Annotated in this window: 18 protein-coding genes and 2 pseudogenes; 11 read left to right on the top strand and 9 right to left on the bottom strand. The window is 37.5% G+C overall.

From position 1 onward, the window contains the following. The first annotated feature begins 142 nt into the window (after positions 1–142). Together ACOALF_RS02365 and ACOALF_RS02360 are read left to right on the top strand one after the other, a co-directional pair. Positions 143–562, top strand: a complete 420-nt coding sequence (locus ACOALF_RS02365) for an NlpC/P60 family N-terminal domain-containing protein (RefSeq protein WP_419241832.1) — start codon at positions 143–145, stop codon at positions 560–562. An 81-nt stretch (positions 563–643) separates the two neighbouring features. Continuing rightward, positions 644–1,858, top strand: a complete 1,215-nt coding sequence (locus ACOALF_RS02360) for an IS256 family transposase (RefSeq protein ID WP_419241131.1) — start codon at positions 644–646, stop codon at positions 1,856–1,858. A gap of 425 nt (positions 1,859–2,283) precedes the next feature. Here ACOALF_RS02360 and ACOALF_RS02355 read toward each other — a convergent pair whose 3' ends face one another. Both ACOALF_RS02355 and ACOALF_RS02350 read right to left on the bottom strand, forming a co-directional pair. Next, positions 2,284–3,210, bottom strand: coding sequence for an N-acetylmuramoyl-L-alanine amidase (locus ACOALF_RS02355; protein ID WP_419241831.1), 927 nt, complete (start codon positions 3,208–3,210; stop codon positions 2,284–2,286). A gap of 378 nt (positions 3,211–3,588) precedes the next feature. After that, entirely contained in the window at positions 3,589–3,663 is a 75-nt protein-coding gene (locus tag ACOALF_RS02350; protein ID WP_419241908.1) for a helix-turn-helix domain-containing protein, read from the bottom strand. A 119-nt stretch (positions 3,664–3,782) separates the two neighbouring features. Here ACOALF_RS02350 and ACOALF_RS02345 point away from each other — a divergent pair, with 119 nt between their 5' ends. The 3 genes and pseudogenes from ACOALF_RS02345 to ACOALF_RS02335 all read left to right on the top strand — a co-directional run. Beyond that, positions 3,783–4,022, top strand: a complete 240-nt coding sequence (locus tag ACOALF_RS02345; protein ID WP_419241830.1) for a transposase — start codon at positions 3,783–3,785, stop codon at positions 4,020–4,022. Continuing rightward, positions 3,961–4,086, top strand: a pseudogene (locus ACOALF_RS02340) (hypothetical protein); the annotation flags it as partial. The gene ACOALF_RS02345 and the pseudogene ACOALF_RS02340, both read left to right, overlap by 62 nt. Positions 4,087–4,138: 52 nt before the next feature. Then, a pseudogene (locus ACOALF_RS02335) lies at positions 4,139–4,288 on the top strand (transposase); the annotation flags it as partial. A gap of 513 nt (positions 4,289–4,801) precedes the next feature. Here ACOALF_RS02335 and ACOALF_RS02330 read toward each other — a convergent pair. The 4 genes from ACOALF_RS02330 to lptB form a co-directional block, all read right to left on the bottom strand. Beyond that, complete coding sequence (locus ACOALF_RS02330) at positions 4,802–6,394, bottom strand: ankyrin repeat domain-containing protein (protein WP_419241829.1); 1,593 nt, start codon at positions 6,392–6,394, stop codon at positions 4,802–4,804. A 268-nt stretch (positions 6,395–6,662) separates the two neighbouring features. After that, on the bottom strand, positions 6,663–7,853 hold the full coding sequence (locus tag ACOALF_RS02325; protein ID WP_419241828.1) for a hypothetical protein: 1,191 nt from the start codon (positions 7,851–7,853) through the stop codon (positions 6,663–6,665). 225 nt (positions 7,854–8,078) lie between these two features. Beyond that, positions 8,079–9,554 carry an Asp-tRNA(Asn)/Glu-tRNA(Gln) amidotransferase subunit GatB gene (gatB, locus tag ACOALF_RS02320; RefSeq protein ID WP_419241827.1) on the bottom strand — a complete coding sequence of 492 codons (1,476 nt, stop codon included), beginning with the start codon at positions 9,552–9,554 and terminating at the stop codon, positions 8,079–8,081. Next, entirely contained in the window at positions 9,547–10,278 is a 732-nt protein-coding gene (lptB, locus tag ACOALF_RS02315; RefSeq protein WP_419241826.1) for an LPS export ABC transporter ATP-binding protein, read from the bottom strand. The genes gatB and lptB overlap by 8 nt, the downstream gene beginning before the upstream one ends. A 239-nt stretch (positions 10,279–10,517) precedes the next feature. Between lptB and tgt the strand changes: the two genes are divergently transcribed. The 3 genes from tgt to ACOALF_RS02300 all read left to right on the top strand — a co-directional run bounded on the left by tgt (position 10,518) and on the right by ACOALF_RS02300 (position 13,542). Then, complete coding sequence (gene tgt / locus ACOALF_RS02310) at positions 10,518–11,642, top strand: tRNA guanosine(34) transglycosylase Tgt (protein ID WP_419241825.1); 1,125 nt, start codon at positions 10,518–10,520, stop codon at positions 11,640–11,642. Between the two features lie 5 nt (positions 11,643–11,647). After that, positions 11,648–12,724 carry an LptF/LptG family permease gene (locus tag ACOALF_RS02305; protein ID WP_419241824.1) on the top strand — a complete coding sequence of 359 codons (1,077 nt, stop codon included), beginning with the start codon at positions 11,648–11,650 and terminating at the stop codon, positions 12,722–12,724. 275 nt (positions 12,725–12,999) lie between these two features. Next, positions 13,000–13,542, top strand: coding sequence for an NAD(P)H-dependent oxidoreductase (locus ACOALF_RS02300; protein ID WP_419241823.1), 543 nt, complete (start codon positions 13,000–13,002; stop codon positions 13,540–13,542). 29 nt (positions 13,543–13,571) lie between these two features. Here the strand turns inward: ACOALF_RS02300 and ACOALF_RS02295 are convergent, their stop codons facing one another. The 3 genes from ACOALF_RS02295 to ACOALF_RS02285 form a co-directional block, all read right to left on the bottom strand. Continuing rightward, positions 13,572–14,381: a rhodanese-related sulfurtransferase gene (locus ACOALF_RS02295; protein WP_419241822.1), complete on the bottom strand. Its 810-nt coding sequence runs from the start codon at positions 14,379–14,381 to the stop codon at positions 13,572–13,574. A 334-nt stretch (positions 14,382–14,715) separates the two neighbouring features. Further along, positions 14,716–15,189 carry a DNA-processing protein DprA gene (locus ACOALF_RS02290; RefSeq protein WP_419241821.1) on the bottom strand — a complete coding sequence of 158 codons (474 nt, stop codon included), beginning with the start codon at positions 15,187–15,189 and terminating at the stop codon, positions 14,716–14,718. Then, entirely contained in the window at positions 15,176–15,613 is a 438-nt protein-coding gene (locus ACOALF_RS02285) for a DNA-processing protein DprA (protein ID WP_419241820.1), read from the bottom strand. Before ACOALF_RS02285 ends, ACOALF_RS02290 begins: the two co-directional genes overlap by 14 nt. A gap of 152 nt (positions 15,614–15,765) precedes the next feature. Here ACOALF_RS02285 and ACOALF_RS02280 point away from each other — a divergent pair, with 152 nt between their 5' ends. The 3 genes from ACOALF_RS02280 to ACOALF_RS02270 all read left to right on the top strand — a co-directional run bounded on the left by ACOALF_RS02280 (position 15,766) and on the right by ACOALF_RS02270 (position 17,164). Further along, on the top strand, positions 15,766–16,587 hold the full coding sequence (locus ACOALF_RS02280) for a sodium:solute symporter family transporter (protein WP_419241819.1): 822 nt from the start codon (positions 15,766–15,768) through the stop codon (positions 16,585–16,587). Beyond that, positions 16,544–16,888 (top strand): hypothetical protein, encoded by a 345-nt coding sequence (locus ACOALF_RS02275; protein ID WP_419241818.1) that lies wholly within the window; start codon positions 16,544–16,546, stop codon positions 16,886–16,888. Before ACOALF_RS02280 ends, ACOALF_RS02275 begins: the two co-directional genes overlap by 44 nt. A 78-nt stretch (positions 16,889–16,966) precedes the next feature. Next, positions 16,967–17,164, top strand: coding sequence for an AAA family ATPase (locus tag ACOALF_RS02270; protein WP_419241817.1), 198 nt, complete (start codon positions 16,967–16,969; stop codon positions 17,162–17,164). The last annotated feature ends 32 nt before the right edge of the window (positions 17,165–17,196 follow it).

The raw sequence follows: 17,196 nt of genomic DNA, 5'->3' as shown, positions 1-17,196 counted from the left end.
ATAGATACAAATTGTAATATTGTAATATATTATTTTATATCTTATTAATGTTAAGTAAGTTATAGCTTATCCGTTACCTATTAGCCTTAGCATGGTACTTTAAATGCTATACAAGCGTAACCACCTTTTTTATCTTATTTCAATGGAGTTTTTTCCTATAGAATTTTGCCAACAGGAGACAGACAAATGGATTAATCCACATCAGAAGGGATATGAAAAACCATTATTGGAGAAACAGATACAACAATCTTATTTGAAGAATTTACATGAACGCTTTTTTGGTACTGCATCTCCTTGGGATCAAGACTACGTTAAACAGATTCTACAAACAGACATCTGGGCTAGTGAAAAAAAGCAGCTTACAATATTTTCTAATCAGGATGGTCTAGCGCAATCCAAATGGTATGGCCTTAACTTTAGACCTTATCCACACAAAAAGATACAAGATATAGCGGATACAATTCCATTAGACGAGCTGAAAATATTATCTTTTCATAAAGAAAACAGGGCAATAACCATTAAAAATTTAACAGGAAGAAGCCTACCTACAACAGATATTTGAGTTTGTAAATAAAATTGTGTAAATGCTTATTATTAACTAATCTAACGGATTAAATCGTTAGTTATAAATGAGTCATAAGCAATGGAACAACAACAAATAAATATAGATCCAAATCTACTAAATGAATTGTCGAAGTCTATTAAGAGTGAAAAAGATTTAGCTATTCTCAGCAAGCAACTATTAAAAATCACGGTAGAACGTGCTATGGATGCAGAATTAGAGGATCATCTTGGCTATGAAAAGCATGCTATAGAAGGCAGGAACACGGGAAATAGCCGTAATGGTTACTCTCCTAAGCGATTAAAGGGTGATTTTGGCGAAATGGAAATTAATACGCCACGTGACCGAAACAGCACGTTCGATCCTCAAATCATTCGCAAAGGGCAAACTCGCTTCACTGAATTTGATGAACAAATTTTGGCTCTTTATGCTAGAGGGATGACTACCAGAGATATTTCAGATACATTCAAAGAGCTGTATGGTACAGAGGTATCACACAGTTTAATTTCGAAAGTAACTGAATCTGTTATTGAGGAGATTACTGTTTGGCAGAATCGTCCATTAGAAACAGTATATCCCATATTGTATTTAGATTGTATCGTTATCAAGTGTCATCAAGATAAACGCGTAATCAACAAATCAATTTATTTGGCATTAGCCATTAATTGTCAAGGGCAAAAAGAATTACTTGGTTTGTGGATAGCAGAAACCGAAGGTGCAAAATTTTGGCTCTCAGTATTAACTGAGTTAAATAATCGTGGCATTAAGGATATTTTTATTGCTTGTGTTGATGGATTAACCGGATTTCCAGATGCTATTAATACAGTATTTCCAAAAACCAAAATTCAGTTATGCATTGTTCATCTTATTCGTAATTCGTTACGTTATGTACCCTATAAGGACATGAAGTCCGTCGCATCGGATCTTAAAGTTATTTATCGCGCTATTTCTCTTGAGCAAGCGGAAGAAGCACTTCTTATTTTTAGTGAAAAATGGGATAAAAAATATCCAGCTATTAGTCGTTCATGGCATAAAAATTGGAGCAACATTATAACTATTTTTGACTATCCTGATGAAATACGAAAAATTATTTATACGACCAATGCCATTGAATCACTCAATAGCGTTATTAGAAAATCTATCAATAACCGTAAAATTTTTCCTAATGACCAATCTGCATTAAAAGTAGTATATTTAGCCATACAGAAGGCATCACAAAAGTGGACTATGTCTTTACATGATTGGAGAGCGGCTCTGAATCGATTCGCTATCGAATTTGAGGGAAGATTCTCCTAAAAAACGGCACTTACACAAAATAATTTACAGGCTCACTACTACTTAACTATCCAGAAGATCCTAGCCTTAACTCACTATTAAGTAGGGATACGTTTCAAGTGAGCCATTTGAATCAGCTACCCAAAGGCTATCCTAAGCTTATACTACCCTATGTACTCTAAAATTATATTTACTGCCAAGCGTAGAAAATAATTGATAATTAAAGTAGTAGGCTTTCTGAAAAATAAAATACTATAAATCTATATTAACGTTCATTTTGAAGAAACTACTTAGAAAACTGATCTAATAGATCATCTAGATATTTACCATCGTTCGCATCAAACTGATATAAAAGAGATCCTTCCTTTCCATGATATATTTTTCCCAATCCTTATGTAAAGCATCATTACGAAGTATATCATCACCAGAATGGTGTATTTTAAATGCTAAAATAGCTCCTCGGACTGAATCATTATAAGTACCATCTGTTTTGATATTATATCCATATTCACGTAGCTTTTGGATCCATTCTTGTTCATCTTGTGACACCTACTATCTTTTGCCTTATAAGACACTACTATATCAGGGTTTGGACTTATGCTTAAGTCCTTTTTTCTGGGGTATACACCAAAATTTTTATTAATGTTAAGTTCATTAAAAGATGGTTCATCCTGTGCGTTGGCCAACTTGTCCCAAAAGAAATAAGGATTTAGATCAATTTTTCTACTTGGAGCCCAATCGCTATGCCCTAACATTAGTTTAGCATCAATGTTCCTATGCTGTTGAGTAAGCATTGTAGACAGCTCTACATTAGACTTGATTTGTGCCTCTGTATAAGGCTGATTACCATTGTTTACATTTTCAATTCCAATAGACCAGCTATTCATATCATTTTGTAGTTCGGAATAAGATACTAAAGCACTACTAAGTTTAGAGCTTTCAGCCAAACTACCAATTCCTGCGTGATAAGCTCTGTAAGGATCCGCAACAAAACGATATATGCTCCCATTAGTGTCAATAACATAATGAGCAGATACTGTATATTTTTCTTGTGTAAATATATCAACAGTACGATTGAAGTCTGCAACTGTATGATGCTGCATGAGGTATATAGGATATGCTTCCCCATATAGTCTACCTTTCCCATCTGGACCAGTTTTTTTGAATCTATAGTTGAAATTGTTACACTTTCCTATTTCTCGGTTGGTTGTCTCCCCACTTTCTCCATATTTTATGGGATATCTATCCATATCACGCAAGTAATCATTTTTTATTATGTTTTTTAACATAGGTTGATACGATACACGTCCACTACAAGCTATTCCCAATAAATTAAGTAGGAATAGGTTGAAAGTAAATTGTATTTTCTTCATAGCAGTATAAGTTTACAAGGTGTCATCAATACAACTATACATAAAATATGTGATTCGTATAGGTATGTTTCATACACTAAAAGTATAGGATTAAATGCTGACTAATACAATAGTAGATACTTGCTTTTTCCCTTAAACTTTATAAAAGACCTTAAATAGTTCCATCATAAGTAATTGGGGTGGCCTCAGAAAAGGGAGAATAAAGCACGTTAAGGCAATGGTAATATGCTTATCGGTATTAACCCTCACTAGAGAGGGTATTTTTATTAAAAGTAACTTTGGTTTTATATAGCCAACGAAATTGAAAGTCTTATAGCAGTAGAGTGGGTATAGATTAAAATCTAAAACTAAGTCTTTAACAAACAATTTTGATGATTATCATAATATATTAACATATCGATAAAAACTTGCTCTGGAAATTTTTAATGTTTTACAGATATCATTGATGACCATACCATGATCTTTGTGCATGTTTTTGGCCATTAATACCTTAGGATCGGGTCTGTCTACTTAAGTGTCGTGTAAATATTTTTTCGGTTGTATATTTATCTAAACAATAATCCTTGACCAGAATGAAAAGAAAAGACAGACCCAAAGACGGTATAAGCCAAGCCATAGATGTTCTCATAGACTCAGGCGTAGATCTATCCACCCTATTTGATCAAGACGGCTTACTCAAGCAATTAAGTAAGCGTCTTGTAGAAAAAGCGTTAAAGTCAGAAATGGATAACCATTTAGGTTATAATAAGTATGCGTATAGTGCTTCAGATAATGCACGTAACGGCTTATCCAGTAAGCAAGTTATCAACTGATAATAGGGTGATATCAGTTGATGTCCCCAGAGATAGAGCAGCCACTTTTGAACCTGTTTTATTACCTAAGCGTCACACAAGAATACCTGGCTTAGATGATAAGCTCTTATCTTTATTTGCCAAGTATGTCCGAGGCCATTTCTGCTGTATACCCAAAAACGGACCATCAGCTCTATATGATTCATGCCATTAGGAATAGCTTGCAGTATGTTTCATATAAACATAGAAAGGCATTAGTAGCTGATTTAAAACCAATTTATACAGCGCAGTTACCATGAACAGAGCCTCACTAAAGCCAAAGTAAGCACTATATTCTTCATCTAGTAAGGTATAAGTTTCTAGATTATTCAATCCAGAAAGCATAACGTTAATACATATGTCTAAATGGTCTTAGTGACGCTTGATAATCTCTTGGATATCTGAGTAGCCAATAGGTAGCCTATTTAACTTATGCATAAGAAATATAGCTTGGTAGTGATGAAATCACTTAAAGCTAATACGAATTAGGTTAAGATTTAGATATATTCAGGACTAGGTAGCAAAAATATACCAAAAAAGCACTTTTTTTAAAAGTTGAATGCTTTATATCAAGCTTTAAAATTGATATATAACTGTAACAATCTTAGATTGTGTAATTGACATAGGGGAAATTTTACTTATTTATTTTAGGATTTTGCTATAATTCTATCAATACTGATTAAAGGAAAGCATGCTCCTTTTTTAAGGAGTATGTTGATAGCGTTACATATTTATATTAAGCCCTTGATTTAATATCACATTTACACAGGGCAGAAGAGATTCTTTTGACTTAAAATTGTGCACATATAGACATTTTTATTGAAACAGTGCCCATGAAAATGGTGCCCACAGGCTTGTACCCGCACTAGTTTATTTTCTATATCATCCTGACATATAGCACATGTTTTGTCCTTTAATTTTGCTACGTCGGCTGCCTCTATTTCTTTTATCTTCCCAATCTTAATGAGGTCCCTCATCGGGGGAGTTTTGCCGTATGTGTATAACACATCGATATACTGTATATATGTGTCTTTGAGGGCAAGATTGGTAAGTTCCGAGGCAAGATCTAAAGCAGTGTTCTTGTCTTTATTTAGGGAATTACAAGGTTGTATATAGTTAAGATCAATTTGGCCTTTTTTTATTGCAGCTATGAATGCCTTGATCATTGATGGATTATTTACCATCAAGTGAAATAAAGTATTGTTATTTTTGTTTGATCCGCTAAAGTTAGTAGTCTTTGGTAATAAGATTTTAAATATTGTTAGATTACGTGCTTCAACTGCTAAAAAGAGTGGCGTTTTCCCAGCCTTATTTACTAAATTTTGTGGTTGTAAAGGATGACTACATAGCTTTTTCGCAACTTGTTCTAAAAATGTTTTTTGCTCTTTAGATAAGCCTTTATTGCTATGTGCATTTACTATAAAATGCAGATCATTATTACCAGTTTTAGCCTCATTAAAAATAGCTTTCTTTGGATAATGAGCCAATAATTTAGTCATGATGTTCTTTAAGTCAATGTTAATTTTAGAATCAGATCTGTTTTTGCCATATTCTTTTATTACAAGGCCAAGTAAATTAAGCCCTTGGCGCTTTTTTAGGTTTGGAAGGTCCTTAGTATTTTTTATTATCAATCTGTTTAGTTTCTCTATGAGAGTAGTATTATATAGATCGACTTGATCTATCTGAAACTTTCTATGCTCTAAAATTTCAAGTGTTAATAGTTCATGACCAAATGAAAATACACAGGTCAAATCTTGTTTACTAAGCTTAATAGTTGAACTATCTAACAACGCCTGAATGATCTTAGAGGCGTTGTTGCATATTTGATATCGTCCGGTAAGTTTGGATAGTGTTTTTTGCCACTGATTCTTTTTGTAATGGGACAAAATATCCAATTGGGTTTTATTAAGCGCCTTTTTTTTGACTTTTTTAATAAAATGCAGGATTGCTAACTGGAATGGTGTACATCCAGAAGGGTCTTGCACATTTGGGTCAGCCCCTTTACTTAATAGTTTTCTAACTTGCTTTAGATCGCGATGTGCACAAGCAAAGTGTAATTCTGTAGCTTCAGATTTTTTACACACTTTAGCTATATCGCTAGATGTCTCTTCTTTTTTATTTTGAATATCAGTGTATCCATACTTCACTTCCGTAATACATGAAATACATATACAACAAGTCAGTAAATTCCATGCCAGTAATCTACGGCAACTAAAAATGTGCAACGCTGAACGGCTTATTAAATGAAATGGGTTCATAATTGTAATAAAGTGTAATGTTAAGGTAGGCCAATCAACCCTGTGGCTAAAAGGATCATATCTAGTAGGATAATGGTATAATGTTCCATGACCCATAAGGCTGATACTACATCAGCTTAATGGGTGGGTTGTTCCTATTGCGTCAAGTTAAAGCGCTAATGGCCGCTGATAAAAAGACTTGGCGCTTCAGTAAGCTTGTAGTTTGCTGACGAACGATTGTTCAGCTTTTTATCGGCGGCCATAGGCGATGAAGTATATTTACCATTGATTTGAATAGATGCGTTCGTTTTAGTACTTAAAATCAATCATTAATTAGGGATTATCCTTTTTTTATACAAACTTAATTTTCTGTTGCATCAGGCGCCTAAATAAGGCCTCTACAATTGGGGCAGGTAGGTTTTAGTTTATTTTTCTCTATTTCATCGTTGCAGAAGAGTTGGGCTAAACACTTTCTATGGAAATAGTGTCCACAGCGATTTATCTTACATGTAATAAGATTGAAATTTTCAAAACATATAGAACATTTTTCTTTGCTTAATTGTACTGCTTCAGTTTTTGTGATTTTCCTCAACTTTTTCTCTGAAATTCCTTTAGTGACCATAAAATAGCCATAAAATGGGTTAGGCTTAGCGTTAGGCTTACGGGTAGGCTTAGAGTAAGGGTGATAAATGCATTCCATGTATTGAACTAGCTTAGGGTGCTTCCAACCCTCTTCCGTGGTGGAACTAAGCTCAGCAACTTTGTTTGAAACAATACCACAAACAGATCTACCTTCTCGATTTTTGAAACTATAAAATTCTTTTATACGATCTTCATGAATTGTTTCTTTTTCGATAGCATCTAGGAATGCGTAGAGTATTTTTGGATTATTTAATATCAAGCTAACTGCACTATTACCATCTATATCTTCTATAGTAAGATTAGTCCATTTAAATAAGATCTTGGCCATTGCTACGTTGCCGCTTTTACATGCTACATGCAATGGCGTTTCCTTCTTTTTATTCAATGCATTTACTGGATTTTTTAGACCCTTTATTTTTGCTAGGTCTTTAGCGTTACTGCTTATGGGTTGAACAAGCGCTTTTAAAACTCCCTTTTGATATTGAGATAAACCCTCGGTGCTATGTAATCTCACCATTAAATGTATTTCGTTATCACCAGTTTCACTTTCATTAGATGTACAACATTCTATTTTTATGGGATCACTACCCAATAATGCCATGATGATTATATGTATGTTTAGCTCGATTTTAGGGTTGAGATTTTTTTTGCAAAACTCTTTTATTGCAAGACCAAATAGCGTCAGACCTTCTTTATTTTTTTTCTTTGCGAGTTCTTTAGTATTCGGGTCTTCTGAATCAAGTAAGCACCACAATTTCCTTAGATTATCCTCGTTATCTGGTTCAGATATTATGCTATAGAAAAGAGTATACAAATTGTTCAACTTCTCTTCGTCTAATTTGACGTCTTCTTTAGAAACTTTATCATTAGCTTGCATCCCAGTTTTCCCTAAGGAACCGTTTTGATGATCCTTTATACCATACTTCGCTTGCATATTACATGAAACACATATACAACAAGCTAAGCTAATAGATTCCATACCAGCAATCTATGGCAACCAAAAATGTGCAACGCTGCACCGCTTATCAAATGAAAAAGGTTCATAATTATAATAAAGTGTAATGTTAAGTATATATAGATCAATCACCCGACGGCTAAAGGATAGTAATACTCCATCAGGCTTATTCTATCAAGCCGCTAGCCGGATACGCAAATTTAGCTAATTTTGGTCTGCGTTCAAAGCTTCTTCTAATAATTTACTGACCAGTGAGGCATTTGCTTTCCCTTGGCTATTTTTCATAATTTCACCCATAAACATGGCCAGTAGCCCTGACTTGCCATTTTTATAGGCTTCTACTTTGTCTGGATAGGTAGCTAATACCTCTGCAACGAGTGCTTTAAGGTTGGCTTCATTGCTATCCTGTATGAGGTCTAGCTTTTCTGCAAGGGCCATAGGGGTTATCTCTAAGTCTTGCAACAACAGCGGAAAGATTTGGCTGGCGGCAATGGAAAAACTCACTTTACCACTTTCTACTAAGGTGATCAGTGCTACAAAACGGTCTATCGTAAGGGGAAAGTCTTCTAAAGAAAGAGATAGCTCATTAAGATAGCCTTTCACAGGTCCCAACAACCAGTTGGCTGCAGCGGTATAATAGGGGGTATGGTCGCATAACGCATCAAATAGCATGGCAAAGGCTTTGTTTTCAGTTAGCACAGAAGCCGTATAGTGCGAAAGGCCATATGTTGCTGTGAATTTTTCAAAGTAGGCCCTTGGCAACAAAGGCATGGTCTTTCGGATGCTTTCTACCCATTCTTCTGAAACCCATATAGGGGGAATATCTGGTTCTGGAAAATAACGGTATTCACTAGCCGTTTCTTTGGCGCGTAGGCTAACCGTTTCACCTGAAGCAGCTTGGAAATTCCTGGTCTCTGCGATTACTGGTTCGCCTGCTTCTAATAGCGCGATTTGTCGATCAATCTCATAGGCTATGGCCAGCTGAACGTTGCGCATGGAATTCATATTTTTAACCTCTACCCTAGTGCCAAAGTGCTCAGCATCCTTTAGGGCGACTGAAATATTGGCATCACAACGCAACGAAGCCTCTTCCATGTTGCCATCGCAGATCTCTAAATAACGCACCAACTTCCGGATTTCAGCTAAAAACTGATAGGCTTCTTCTCCTGTCGTAAGTGCTGGAGCCGTTACCAATTCCAATAAAGGGGTACCCGCTCGATTGTAATCTAATAATGTAATATCCTCTACTATGCCATGTAAAGATTTGCCCGTGTCTTCTTCTAGGTGCATGCGGATCAGTGGAATCTTTTTTTCCACACCTTCATCAGAATAAATGGTTACAAAACCACCCCGGCAAATAGGCGTGGTATCTTGTGTAATCTGAAAGCCTTTCGGTAGGTCTGGATAGAAATAGCTTTTTCTTGCAAAAAAGTTTAAATTTGTAATCGTTGCGCCACAGGCTAGCCCTAGTTTTATCGCATAGTCAAATGCTTTTTTGTTTACCCTAGGCAAAGCACCAGGGCAAGCTAGGGTAACAGGACTAAGATTTGTATTGGGAAGGGCACCATATTCAGCTCTATCTGAGGAAAACATTTTACTATCGGTAAGCAATTGAATATGAATCTCCAACCCAATCACTACTTGATACTGCTCTTTTATAGCTTCATACAGTTTATTCATAACGTTTTAATTCAAATTTTTCACCCAGATAGAGCCTGCGTACCTGTTCATCTGCTGCCAATTCTTCTGCCGTACCTGCTTTAAGCAATGCACCAGCAAACATCAAATACGCTCGATTCGTAATCGAAAGCGTTTCATCTACGTTATGGTCTGTAATCAATACGCCAATGTTATTGTGTTTCAATTTGGCAATGAGCAATTGGATTTCTTCAACAGCAATAGGATCTACACCTGCAAAAGGTTCATCTAATAAAACAAATTTAGGATCCGTAGCCAATGCTCTGGCAATTTCGGTACGACGGCGCTCTCCGCCAGAAAGTACATTGCCCTTGCTCTTCCGTATATGGGTAATGCTAAACTCTTCTAATAAACCATCTAGTTTTTCTTTGCGCTCCTGTTTGGAAAGATTCCGCATTTCCAATACAGCCATGATGTTTTCTTCTACCGTTAATTGTCTAAAGACAGAGGCCTCCTGAGGCAAATAGCTAATGCCTTTCTGGGCACGTTTGTATAGGGGCAATGGGGTGATGCATGTTTCATTTAAATAAATGTTGCCACTATTTGGCTTGATAAGGCCTACCGTCATATAAAAGGTAGTGGTTTTTCCTGCCCCATTTGGACCAAGTAACCCTACAATTTCTCCAGATTTAACGGTTAGTGAAACGCCTTTTACTACCTTACGGCCCTTGTATTCTTTTATTAACGAATCAGCACGAAGTTGCATAGAAATGGTATATTATATGGTATAGAGGCACGATGCCTATCTCTACTCAAACTTCTAATTTAAGAGAAAATATGGATTTTATTGCTATTTGTAGATGCGCCCAGCCAGGCTTCATATAGGATAAGAGTAAAAAAGCATATATTTGACCTGAAAGCTCAAAAGGATTTTAGGTAAGCAGTGGTGGCTTACGCTGTTTGGCTTAAAGATTACTGAATCATTATATCATAATCCATACTTCATTGCAATTTTTAGTAGAACATGAAGATCTGCATTCCAAGGCTAGGGCAGGGCTGATCACTACTTGTAAAGGAACCATTCGCACGCCTATCTTTATGCCGGTAGGTACGATCGGATCGGTCAAGTCGATTCCACAGCAAGTGCTACAGGATCAGATTGATGCCGATATCATTTTAGGCAATACCTACCACCTCTATCTGCGGCCTGGCACCAAGGTATTGGATGCCGCAGGAGGGCTCCACGCTTTTATGGGATGGCATCGTCCGATATTAACCGATAGTGGAGGCTATCAGGTCTATTCTCTAGCGGGTACGCGCAAGCTTACAGAAGAAGGGGTTACCTTTCGCTCGCATATAGATGGATCCAAACATCTTTTTACACCAGAGTGTGTAGTGGATATACAACGCAGTATTGGCTCTGATATCATGATGGTATTGGATGAATGTACCGCCTACCCTTGTAGCTATAGCTATGCAAAAGCTTCTATGGAACGTACCCATCGCTGGCTTAAAAGGGGAATAGATTATTTTGATGCTACTTTAACCGAGCAGTATGCCCATCAAACCCTTTTCCCAATTGTGCAAGGGAGTGTCTATAAAGATTTACGGATCCAATCCGCGGAAACCATCGCTGCAGCTGATAGGCCTGGCAATGCGATAGGAGGGGTTTGCCATCCTACTGGTCAACTCTATGAAATTACAGAATTGGTTTGTTCCATTTTGCCCAAGTCTAAGCCTCGCTATTTGATGGGTGTGGGTACCCCCTTAGATCTTTTGGAGTGCATTGGGTTAGGGGTAGATATGTTTGATTGCGTCATGCCTACCCGAAATGGACGGAATGGTACTTTGTTTACCACACAAGGCATGCTCAATATTAAAAATAAAAAATGGGCAGATGACTTTAGTCCTATAGATGCCGCACTAGGTGGTCCGGTTAGTGGCTATTATTCAAAAGCCTACTTGCGCCATTTGATTACTTCTAAAGAGTTATTAGGTGCTCAATTGGCTAGTGTCCATAATTTAACCTTTTACCTATGGTTGGTGCGTCAAGCTAGAGCGCAGATTCAACAGGATAACTTTGTGGTATGGAAAAACCATATTCTTAAAACCATCATGGAAAAAATCTAACCAAAATGAAGCTAATAGATCGATACATTTCCAAGAAGTTCTTTTCTACTTTTTTGGTTGTATTTACCATTGTTACTTTAGTAATTATCATTATTCATGCAGCGGAAAATGCAAGCACGTTTAAAAAACATCACCTTTCCTTTTATCGAGTATTTAGATACTACTGTGTACTCGCACCTTATATAATCAACCTTTTGGCGCCTATTATTGTCTTTTGGACGACTATATGGGTTACCACTAGGCTCGCAAAGCGATCAGAGATTATTGCCCTATTAAGCGGTGGCATTAGTTTGCATCGCATTATAACCCCTTATATAATAATTGCATTGCTGCTTACTGGTGCCAATTTTTATTTAACGGGTTGGTTCTTGGCTAGTGCCAACAAAGAGCGGGTTGCCTTTGAAACAAAATATTTGAACATGACAAGTTGTTTTGTGCAATCAGACTACGTACACCTCAAGGTAAGCCCTAATCAATACCTTCATATTGCTAAATACTATGGTTATAATAATACGGGGTATGATGTAAGCTTAGATACCTTTGAAGATCACGCACTCATAGAGCGACTCCATGCTGAAAAGATACAATGGAATGCAGCAGACCAAACGTGGGTCCTACGGTCTTGGCAAAAGCGGACGCTTTTGCCCATGCATGAAACACTTGCTACAGGGGATGCGTTAACCATTCCATTAGAGGTAGATCCAGAAGATTTTTCCATTAATCCAAATCTAAAAGATGGATTAACGCTCCCTGAATTGAAGTTACATATTCAAAAGTTGATCTATAAAGGCAGCGAAAGTGTGCGTTTTTTTATAGCAGAGAAACATATTCGGTACATGACGCCCTTTTCGATTATCATTCTTATTGTATTGGGTTTTTTAGTAGCCGTACATAAACCTAGAGGTAGTGTAGGCAGGCGCATTACTTTAGGCAGTGTATTGGCTTGCTTTTATATCATCCTCTTTTTATCTGCCAAAATTGTAGTCGAGACACAAAGTGAGCACCCGCTCCTTGACATATGGTTGCCTAATATTATTTTTTCGATCCTGTGCATGACCTTCTATCGACTGGTACCTAAATAATAGACCTCTTCCATAATCCATTTCTAATGGCAATAATAACCAATAAACAATATATTACGTTATTTGTGCGAATAATTGCTATATTCGTGCAAATACTGTTGCTTCCGGTCGATTTTCTATCATACAAGTGTTAAAAAATTGTTTGATTATTTTAATGGACAATCTAAATTTTAGAAAAAACACCAAGCCATTACTTACAGAGGATAGGCAGATGCGTGACCTATTTTTAATAGTTTATAATCTGCACCTATCAAAGTTTAAAGAAATGCCACACCATGAAAACCAAGGTTCTTATTCTTACTACAACTGAGCCTGGTAATTCCTTTCCAGAGAATTTTAGCTGTTGGTGTGCTGGTGCATTAGAAGCAAAGGGATGTGATACAGCATTAGAAACCATAAATTTAGAAAAGGTAATCAACGCTTCTTCTAGCGAACCTTTACAGATTAAAGAAGAGAAGGCAACGGCACTACGGGATACCTTGGCCATCATAGAAAAGCTGGTACTGATTCTTCCTGAACACAACAATATGGTACCAGTTGGTTTAGAAAACTTTATCGAATTGGCTTCTACTATGAAAGACAAATATAAGTTATGTAAATTAATAGCGATTATGATGGATCCCTCTACGCGTGAGGATCATAACCAACAAAACCATTTGTTGTTTCGGTATCCACTTCATAAATTGGATCTGCTTTTTGGCTCAATTTTTAGTGCCAGTCGTGTACGCATTAAAAATAGTCCAACTGGGAATATGTGTCCGCTCTTTGCAGAATCTTATGGTGATCTTTGTCGGCTGGTTCAGCAGATTTTAGAATAGGGCTAGGGATGAAAGAGCTAAAAAATGCTTTATTTCTCTTTTTTTAGACAAAATTTGCATCGAATACCAGGTTTGTAATTTTCGTCTAGATCTTCTGTTGTTAAAGGCATACGGCAGCCATAGCAAAGCAGGCTACTTCCTTTTTTTAATCCATGGCCTAGGGATATGCGTTCATCAAATACAAAACATTCTCCTTTCCATCTGGAAAGATCTTCTTGCGTATGGGCTAAATATTGTAGAATGCCACCGCTTAGCTGATAAACCTCTTTGAAACCACTCGCAAGCATATAAGCAGATGCCTTTTCACATCTGATGCCTCCCGTACAAAACACAGCAATGGGCTGGTCTTTATAAGCAGTTAAATGGCTTTCCACAAAAGCAGGGAATTGACTAAAGTAGGTTGTTTTAGGGTTTAAGGCACCTTCAAAGCTGCCCAATCGATATTCATAGTCGTTTCGGACATCAACCACAACAGCTGCCTGGTCTAATCTATCATTCCAGTCTGCAGCTGAGACGTGCTGACCACGTAGCCCCATCGACTGCACCTCCGGCTTGTGCATGGTGATAATCTCTTTTTTGATTCTAACCTTTAGGCGGCGAAATGGCTTATCACTGGCTGTAGAATATTGATACCACAAGTTGCTAAGTGCTGGAATCACTTTTAGCTCGGCCATGGCATAGTCTAGTAGATCAGGCAGGCCAGCAATGGTGCCATTAATCCCTTCTGAAGCAATAAGTAGTGTGCCGGTTAGTGTTTTGCATATCGACTGCAGCTTTTGTTGTAGCGCTACTAGGTCATCTAGCGGGACAAATTTGTATAAGGTGGCTACTTTAAACATATATATCGATGGGTTAGGTTTTAGCTGCTTCAAATTTAGCTAAATTCTTGCATTATGCTTTACATCTCACGAGACTTCTTTTGAAACGCTGCTTATATGTCAGGAATTTGTAGGAGAGATGGCGCGCAGAACCGGAGCGTACTAAATGTACGTGAGGATTTGAGCACCAGATCGACGCGCAAATTACCAGCAGAAGACTTCTTTTGAAACGCTGCTTGTGGTCAGGAATTTGTAGGAGAGACGGCGCGGAAAACCGGAGCGTACTAAATGTATGAGGATTTGAGCACCGGATCGACGTGCAAATTACCAGCAGAAGTAGTGTTTCAAAAGAAGTCTATTGTTTATGCATAGGTGCTAATATAAAACGCTTACCCGGTAGTGCCCGTAATAACCCTTGTAATTCTAGTGATAGCAATGCCGCTTGTAATGCGCCAGGTGGCAAAGCGGTAGCCTCTGTTAGCCCATCAACGGTTATGGGTTGTGTAGTTTCCTGAAACTGGTTTAAAACCATTTGCTCTGGTTCTGTAAGTGGATCATTACGGTAAATGTCTACTTTGGGTTGATGGTTCACCTTCCAGTTCATAATATAAGCTAAGTCATCTATATAGGTCAGTAGGTGTGCCTGATTCCGTTTAATCAATCGATGGCATCCTGCCGAGGTAGCTGAGTAAATGCTACCTGGCAAGGCAAAAACTTCTCGATGGTAGCTATTGGCATAATAGGCAGTAATCAATGCACCACTTTTTTCTTTCGCCTCAATCACTATGGTTACATCTGCCAGCCCAGCTAAAATTCTATTGCGTGCCACAAAAGTATGGGCGCCCAGTCCACTTGCCTATAGGGTACTCTGTAAGCAAGCCTCCTCTTAGCCCACACATCTCCATCGCTATTTTTTTGTGTGCAGTAGGGTAGATTTGGTCCAAACTGGTTGGCAATACCGCTACGGTAGTCAGTCCCATTTCCAATGCTTGCTTATGGGCCCATATATCTGCCCCATAGGCTAAACCGCTCACTACAAGCGGCTGATAGGGAAGGATTGGTCTAAAGCAAGCTTTTTTACAAAAGCATGGAGATGATAAGAACACACTTATCCATTTAGGGGTTAATACTGCTAATTTAGCCATAGTAGAATGCTTAGTAAATTGGTTAAAGAAAGCTGTTAGAAATAATGGTGCCGAACTAATAGAGATTTGCAGTATGCCAAATCGATTGGGTATAACCCCGCTATCCATGGTGGCGCAAGCGATGTACGATGCTCCATTGCCATGTGATGGCCATATATATGATTCCGAATCTGAAACTCATGATTATGAATGCTTATGTGATTATGGAACTGAAAAAAGAGTAGCGCGGGAAGAAATTTTATTATCTCTACTAGAACTAGGTGTTCCTTTATGGAAAATATCCAAGAGCTATTACTGCTTTATTGAGTTGTTGCTACTCTATTATCCTTATTGCTACACAGATTTATATCTTATCTCAGGTTATAAGTGGATGTATAACTTCAGTGAACCCAGTATGCATTACTATATTGGCTGCTATACTACTTATTGCCTATACTATATTTGGTGGTAGCCGTGCTGTTGTATTGACGGATGTATGGCAATCTATAACTTTTGTGGGCCTTATTTGTCTCTTAGCCTGGTTTATGTTTATCAAGACAGGTCGTCCAATTGGTGAAACGTTTGCTTTTGTAACCACTCAAAAGCAATTTACATGGAATGGGCTGTTTGTCGGTCAAACCAAGTTGGGGCTTACGTTGCGTTATCTAACCTTTATGTTTGGCTTTATAGAGCCTGGCTATATGCAGCATATCTATATGGCTGCTGAGCCTGCTCAAGCCCAAAAAGTATGTTTATATGCTGGTATGATTAGTTTTGTAATCATGTTATGCTGTATGCTTGTTGGTGCATTTGTTTTTGCATGGTTACCACCAGATATACCAAAAAATGAGACTTTAAATTATATATTGATGCATATTTCTCCTTTATTTAAAGGAATATTTTGTGTCTGTTTATTAGCTCTTACGATGTCCACAGCTGATTCTAGGCTGCATGTCTGTTCGGTTATGATTAGCTATGATATATTACCAATATTACTCCGTGTGCGCCTTAAAAAGCACTTGTCCTGTATTGCCCATTATAGGGTAGCTTATATAGGCAATGCTAGTTATTGCTGTGTTGGGTATTTTCTTGTCTTTAAATAGTTCTACGCTTTCTGCTATTCGTACTATGAGTAATTGGTTTGATCGTTTTTATATACCCATAATAGCTGCTCCGTTTATTTTGGCTGTTTTAGGGTTTCGTACTACTGCACGTAATGCACTAATGGGTATGGCTGCAGGTGCACTAGCTGTTATCGCTTGGCGAAAATTGGTGGCTCCTCTATTGTTGACGGCTAGTGGTACCTTTCCTTGCGTATTAGTGAATGGTCTGGTGATGTTAGCTGTACACTATTTATGGCCACGGTCAAGGCGTGTAGAAAAGCTAGATGATGATGGGGGGTAAAACAATTAAATAACAGGTCTTGTTCGAAACTTGATTGCTGAGAAAATCTAGCAAAAGAAGTTTAAAAAGATACAAATGATGCGTAGGACAAATGCACTGCCTATTGGGTATTCAGATGTCCAATCAGTGATTGAAACAGGCTATTATGTAGATAAAACACGATATGCACAAGGGCTAATTGAAAAAAGAAATCCTGTATTTATAGCCCGGCCTAGGAGATTTGGGAAATCATTGTTTATCAATACACTGGCTACTATATGCAGTGGAGACAAGTAGGTATTTAAGGATTGTTATATAGGTGAGTCAGA

It is taken from the genome of Cardinium endosymbiont of Nabis limbatus, assembly GCF_965196625.1.
Classification (GTDB): Bacteria; Bacteroidota; Bacteroidia; order Cytophagales; family Amoebophilaceae; genus Cardinium.
The sequence above is the reverse complement of the archived record's forward strand: the minus strand, read 5'-3'. Positions and strand labels throughout refer to the sequence as shown.

What these genes read in the sequence shown, in the direction of transcription:
- ACOALF_RS02365 (WP_419241832.1), top strand. Translation starts at nt 143, where the DNA reads ATGGAGTTTTTTCCTATAGAATTTTGCCAACAGGAGACAGACAAATGG.
- ACOALF_RS02360 (WP_419241131.1), top strand. Translation starts at nt 644, where the DNA reads ATGGAACAACAACAAATAAATATAGATCCAAATCTACTAAATGAATTG.
- ACOALF_RS02355 (WP_419241831.1), bottom strand. Translation starts at nt 3,210, where the DNA reads ATGAAGAAAATACAATTTACTTTCAACCTATTCCTACTTAATTTATTG.
- ACOALF_RS02345 (WP_419241830.1), top strand. Translation starts at nt 3,783, where the DNA reads ATGAAAAGAAAAGACAGACCCAAAGACGGTATAAGCCAAGCCATAGAT.
- ACOALF_RS02330 (WP_419241829.1), bottom strand. Translation starts at nt 6,394, where the DNA reads ATGGGTCATGGAACATTATACCATTATCCTACTAGATATGATCCTTTT.
- ACOALF_RS02325 (WP_419241828.1), bottom strand. Translation starts at nt 7,853, where the DNA reads ATGCAAGCGAAGTATGGTATAAAGGATCATCAAAACGGTTCCTTAGGG.
- gatB (WP_419241827.1), bottom strand. Translation starts at nt 9,554, where the DNA reads ATGAATAAACTGTATGAAGCTATAAAAGAGCAGTATCAAGTAGTGATT.
- lptB (WP_419241826.1), bottom strand. Translation starts at nt 10,278, where the DNA reads ATGCAACTTCGTGCTGATTCGTTAATAAAAGAATACAAGGGCCGTAAG.
- ACOALF_RS02305 (WP_419241824.1), top strand. Translation starts at nt 11,648, where the DNA reads ATGAAGCTAATAGATCGATACATTTCCAAGAAGTTCTTTTCTACTTTT.
- ACOALF_RS02300 (WP_419241823.1), top strand. Translation starts at nt 13,000, where the DNA reads ATGAAAACCAAGGTTCTTATTCTTACTACAACTGAGCCTGGTAATTCC.
- ACOALF_RS02295 (WP_419241822.1), bottom strand. Translation starts at nt 14,381, where the DNA reads ATGTTTAAAGTAGCCACCTTATACAAATTTGTCCCGCTAGATGACCTA.
- ACOALF_RS02285 (WP_419241820.1), bottom strand. Translation starts at nt 15,613, where the DNA reads ATGGATAGCGGGGTTATACCCAATCGATTTGGCATACTGCAAATCTCT.
- ACOALF_RS02275 (WP_419241818.1), top strand. Translation starts at nt 16,544, where the DNA reads ATGCTAGTTATTGCTGTGTTGGGTATTTTCTTGTCTTTAAATAGTTCT.
- ACOALF_RS02270 (WP_419241817.1), top strand. Translation starts at nt 16,967, where the DNA reads ATGCGTAGGACAAATGCACTGCCTATTGGGTATTCAGATGTCCAATCA.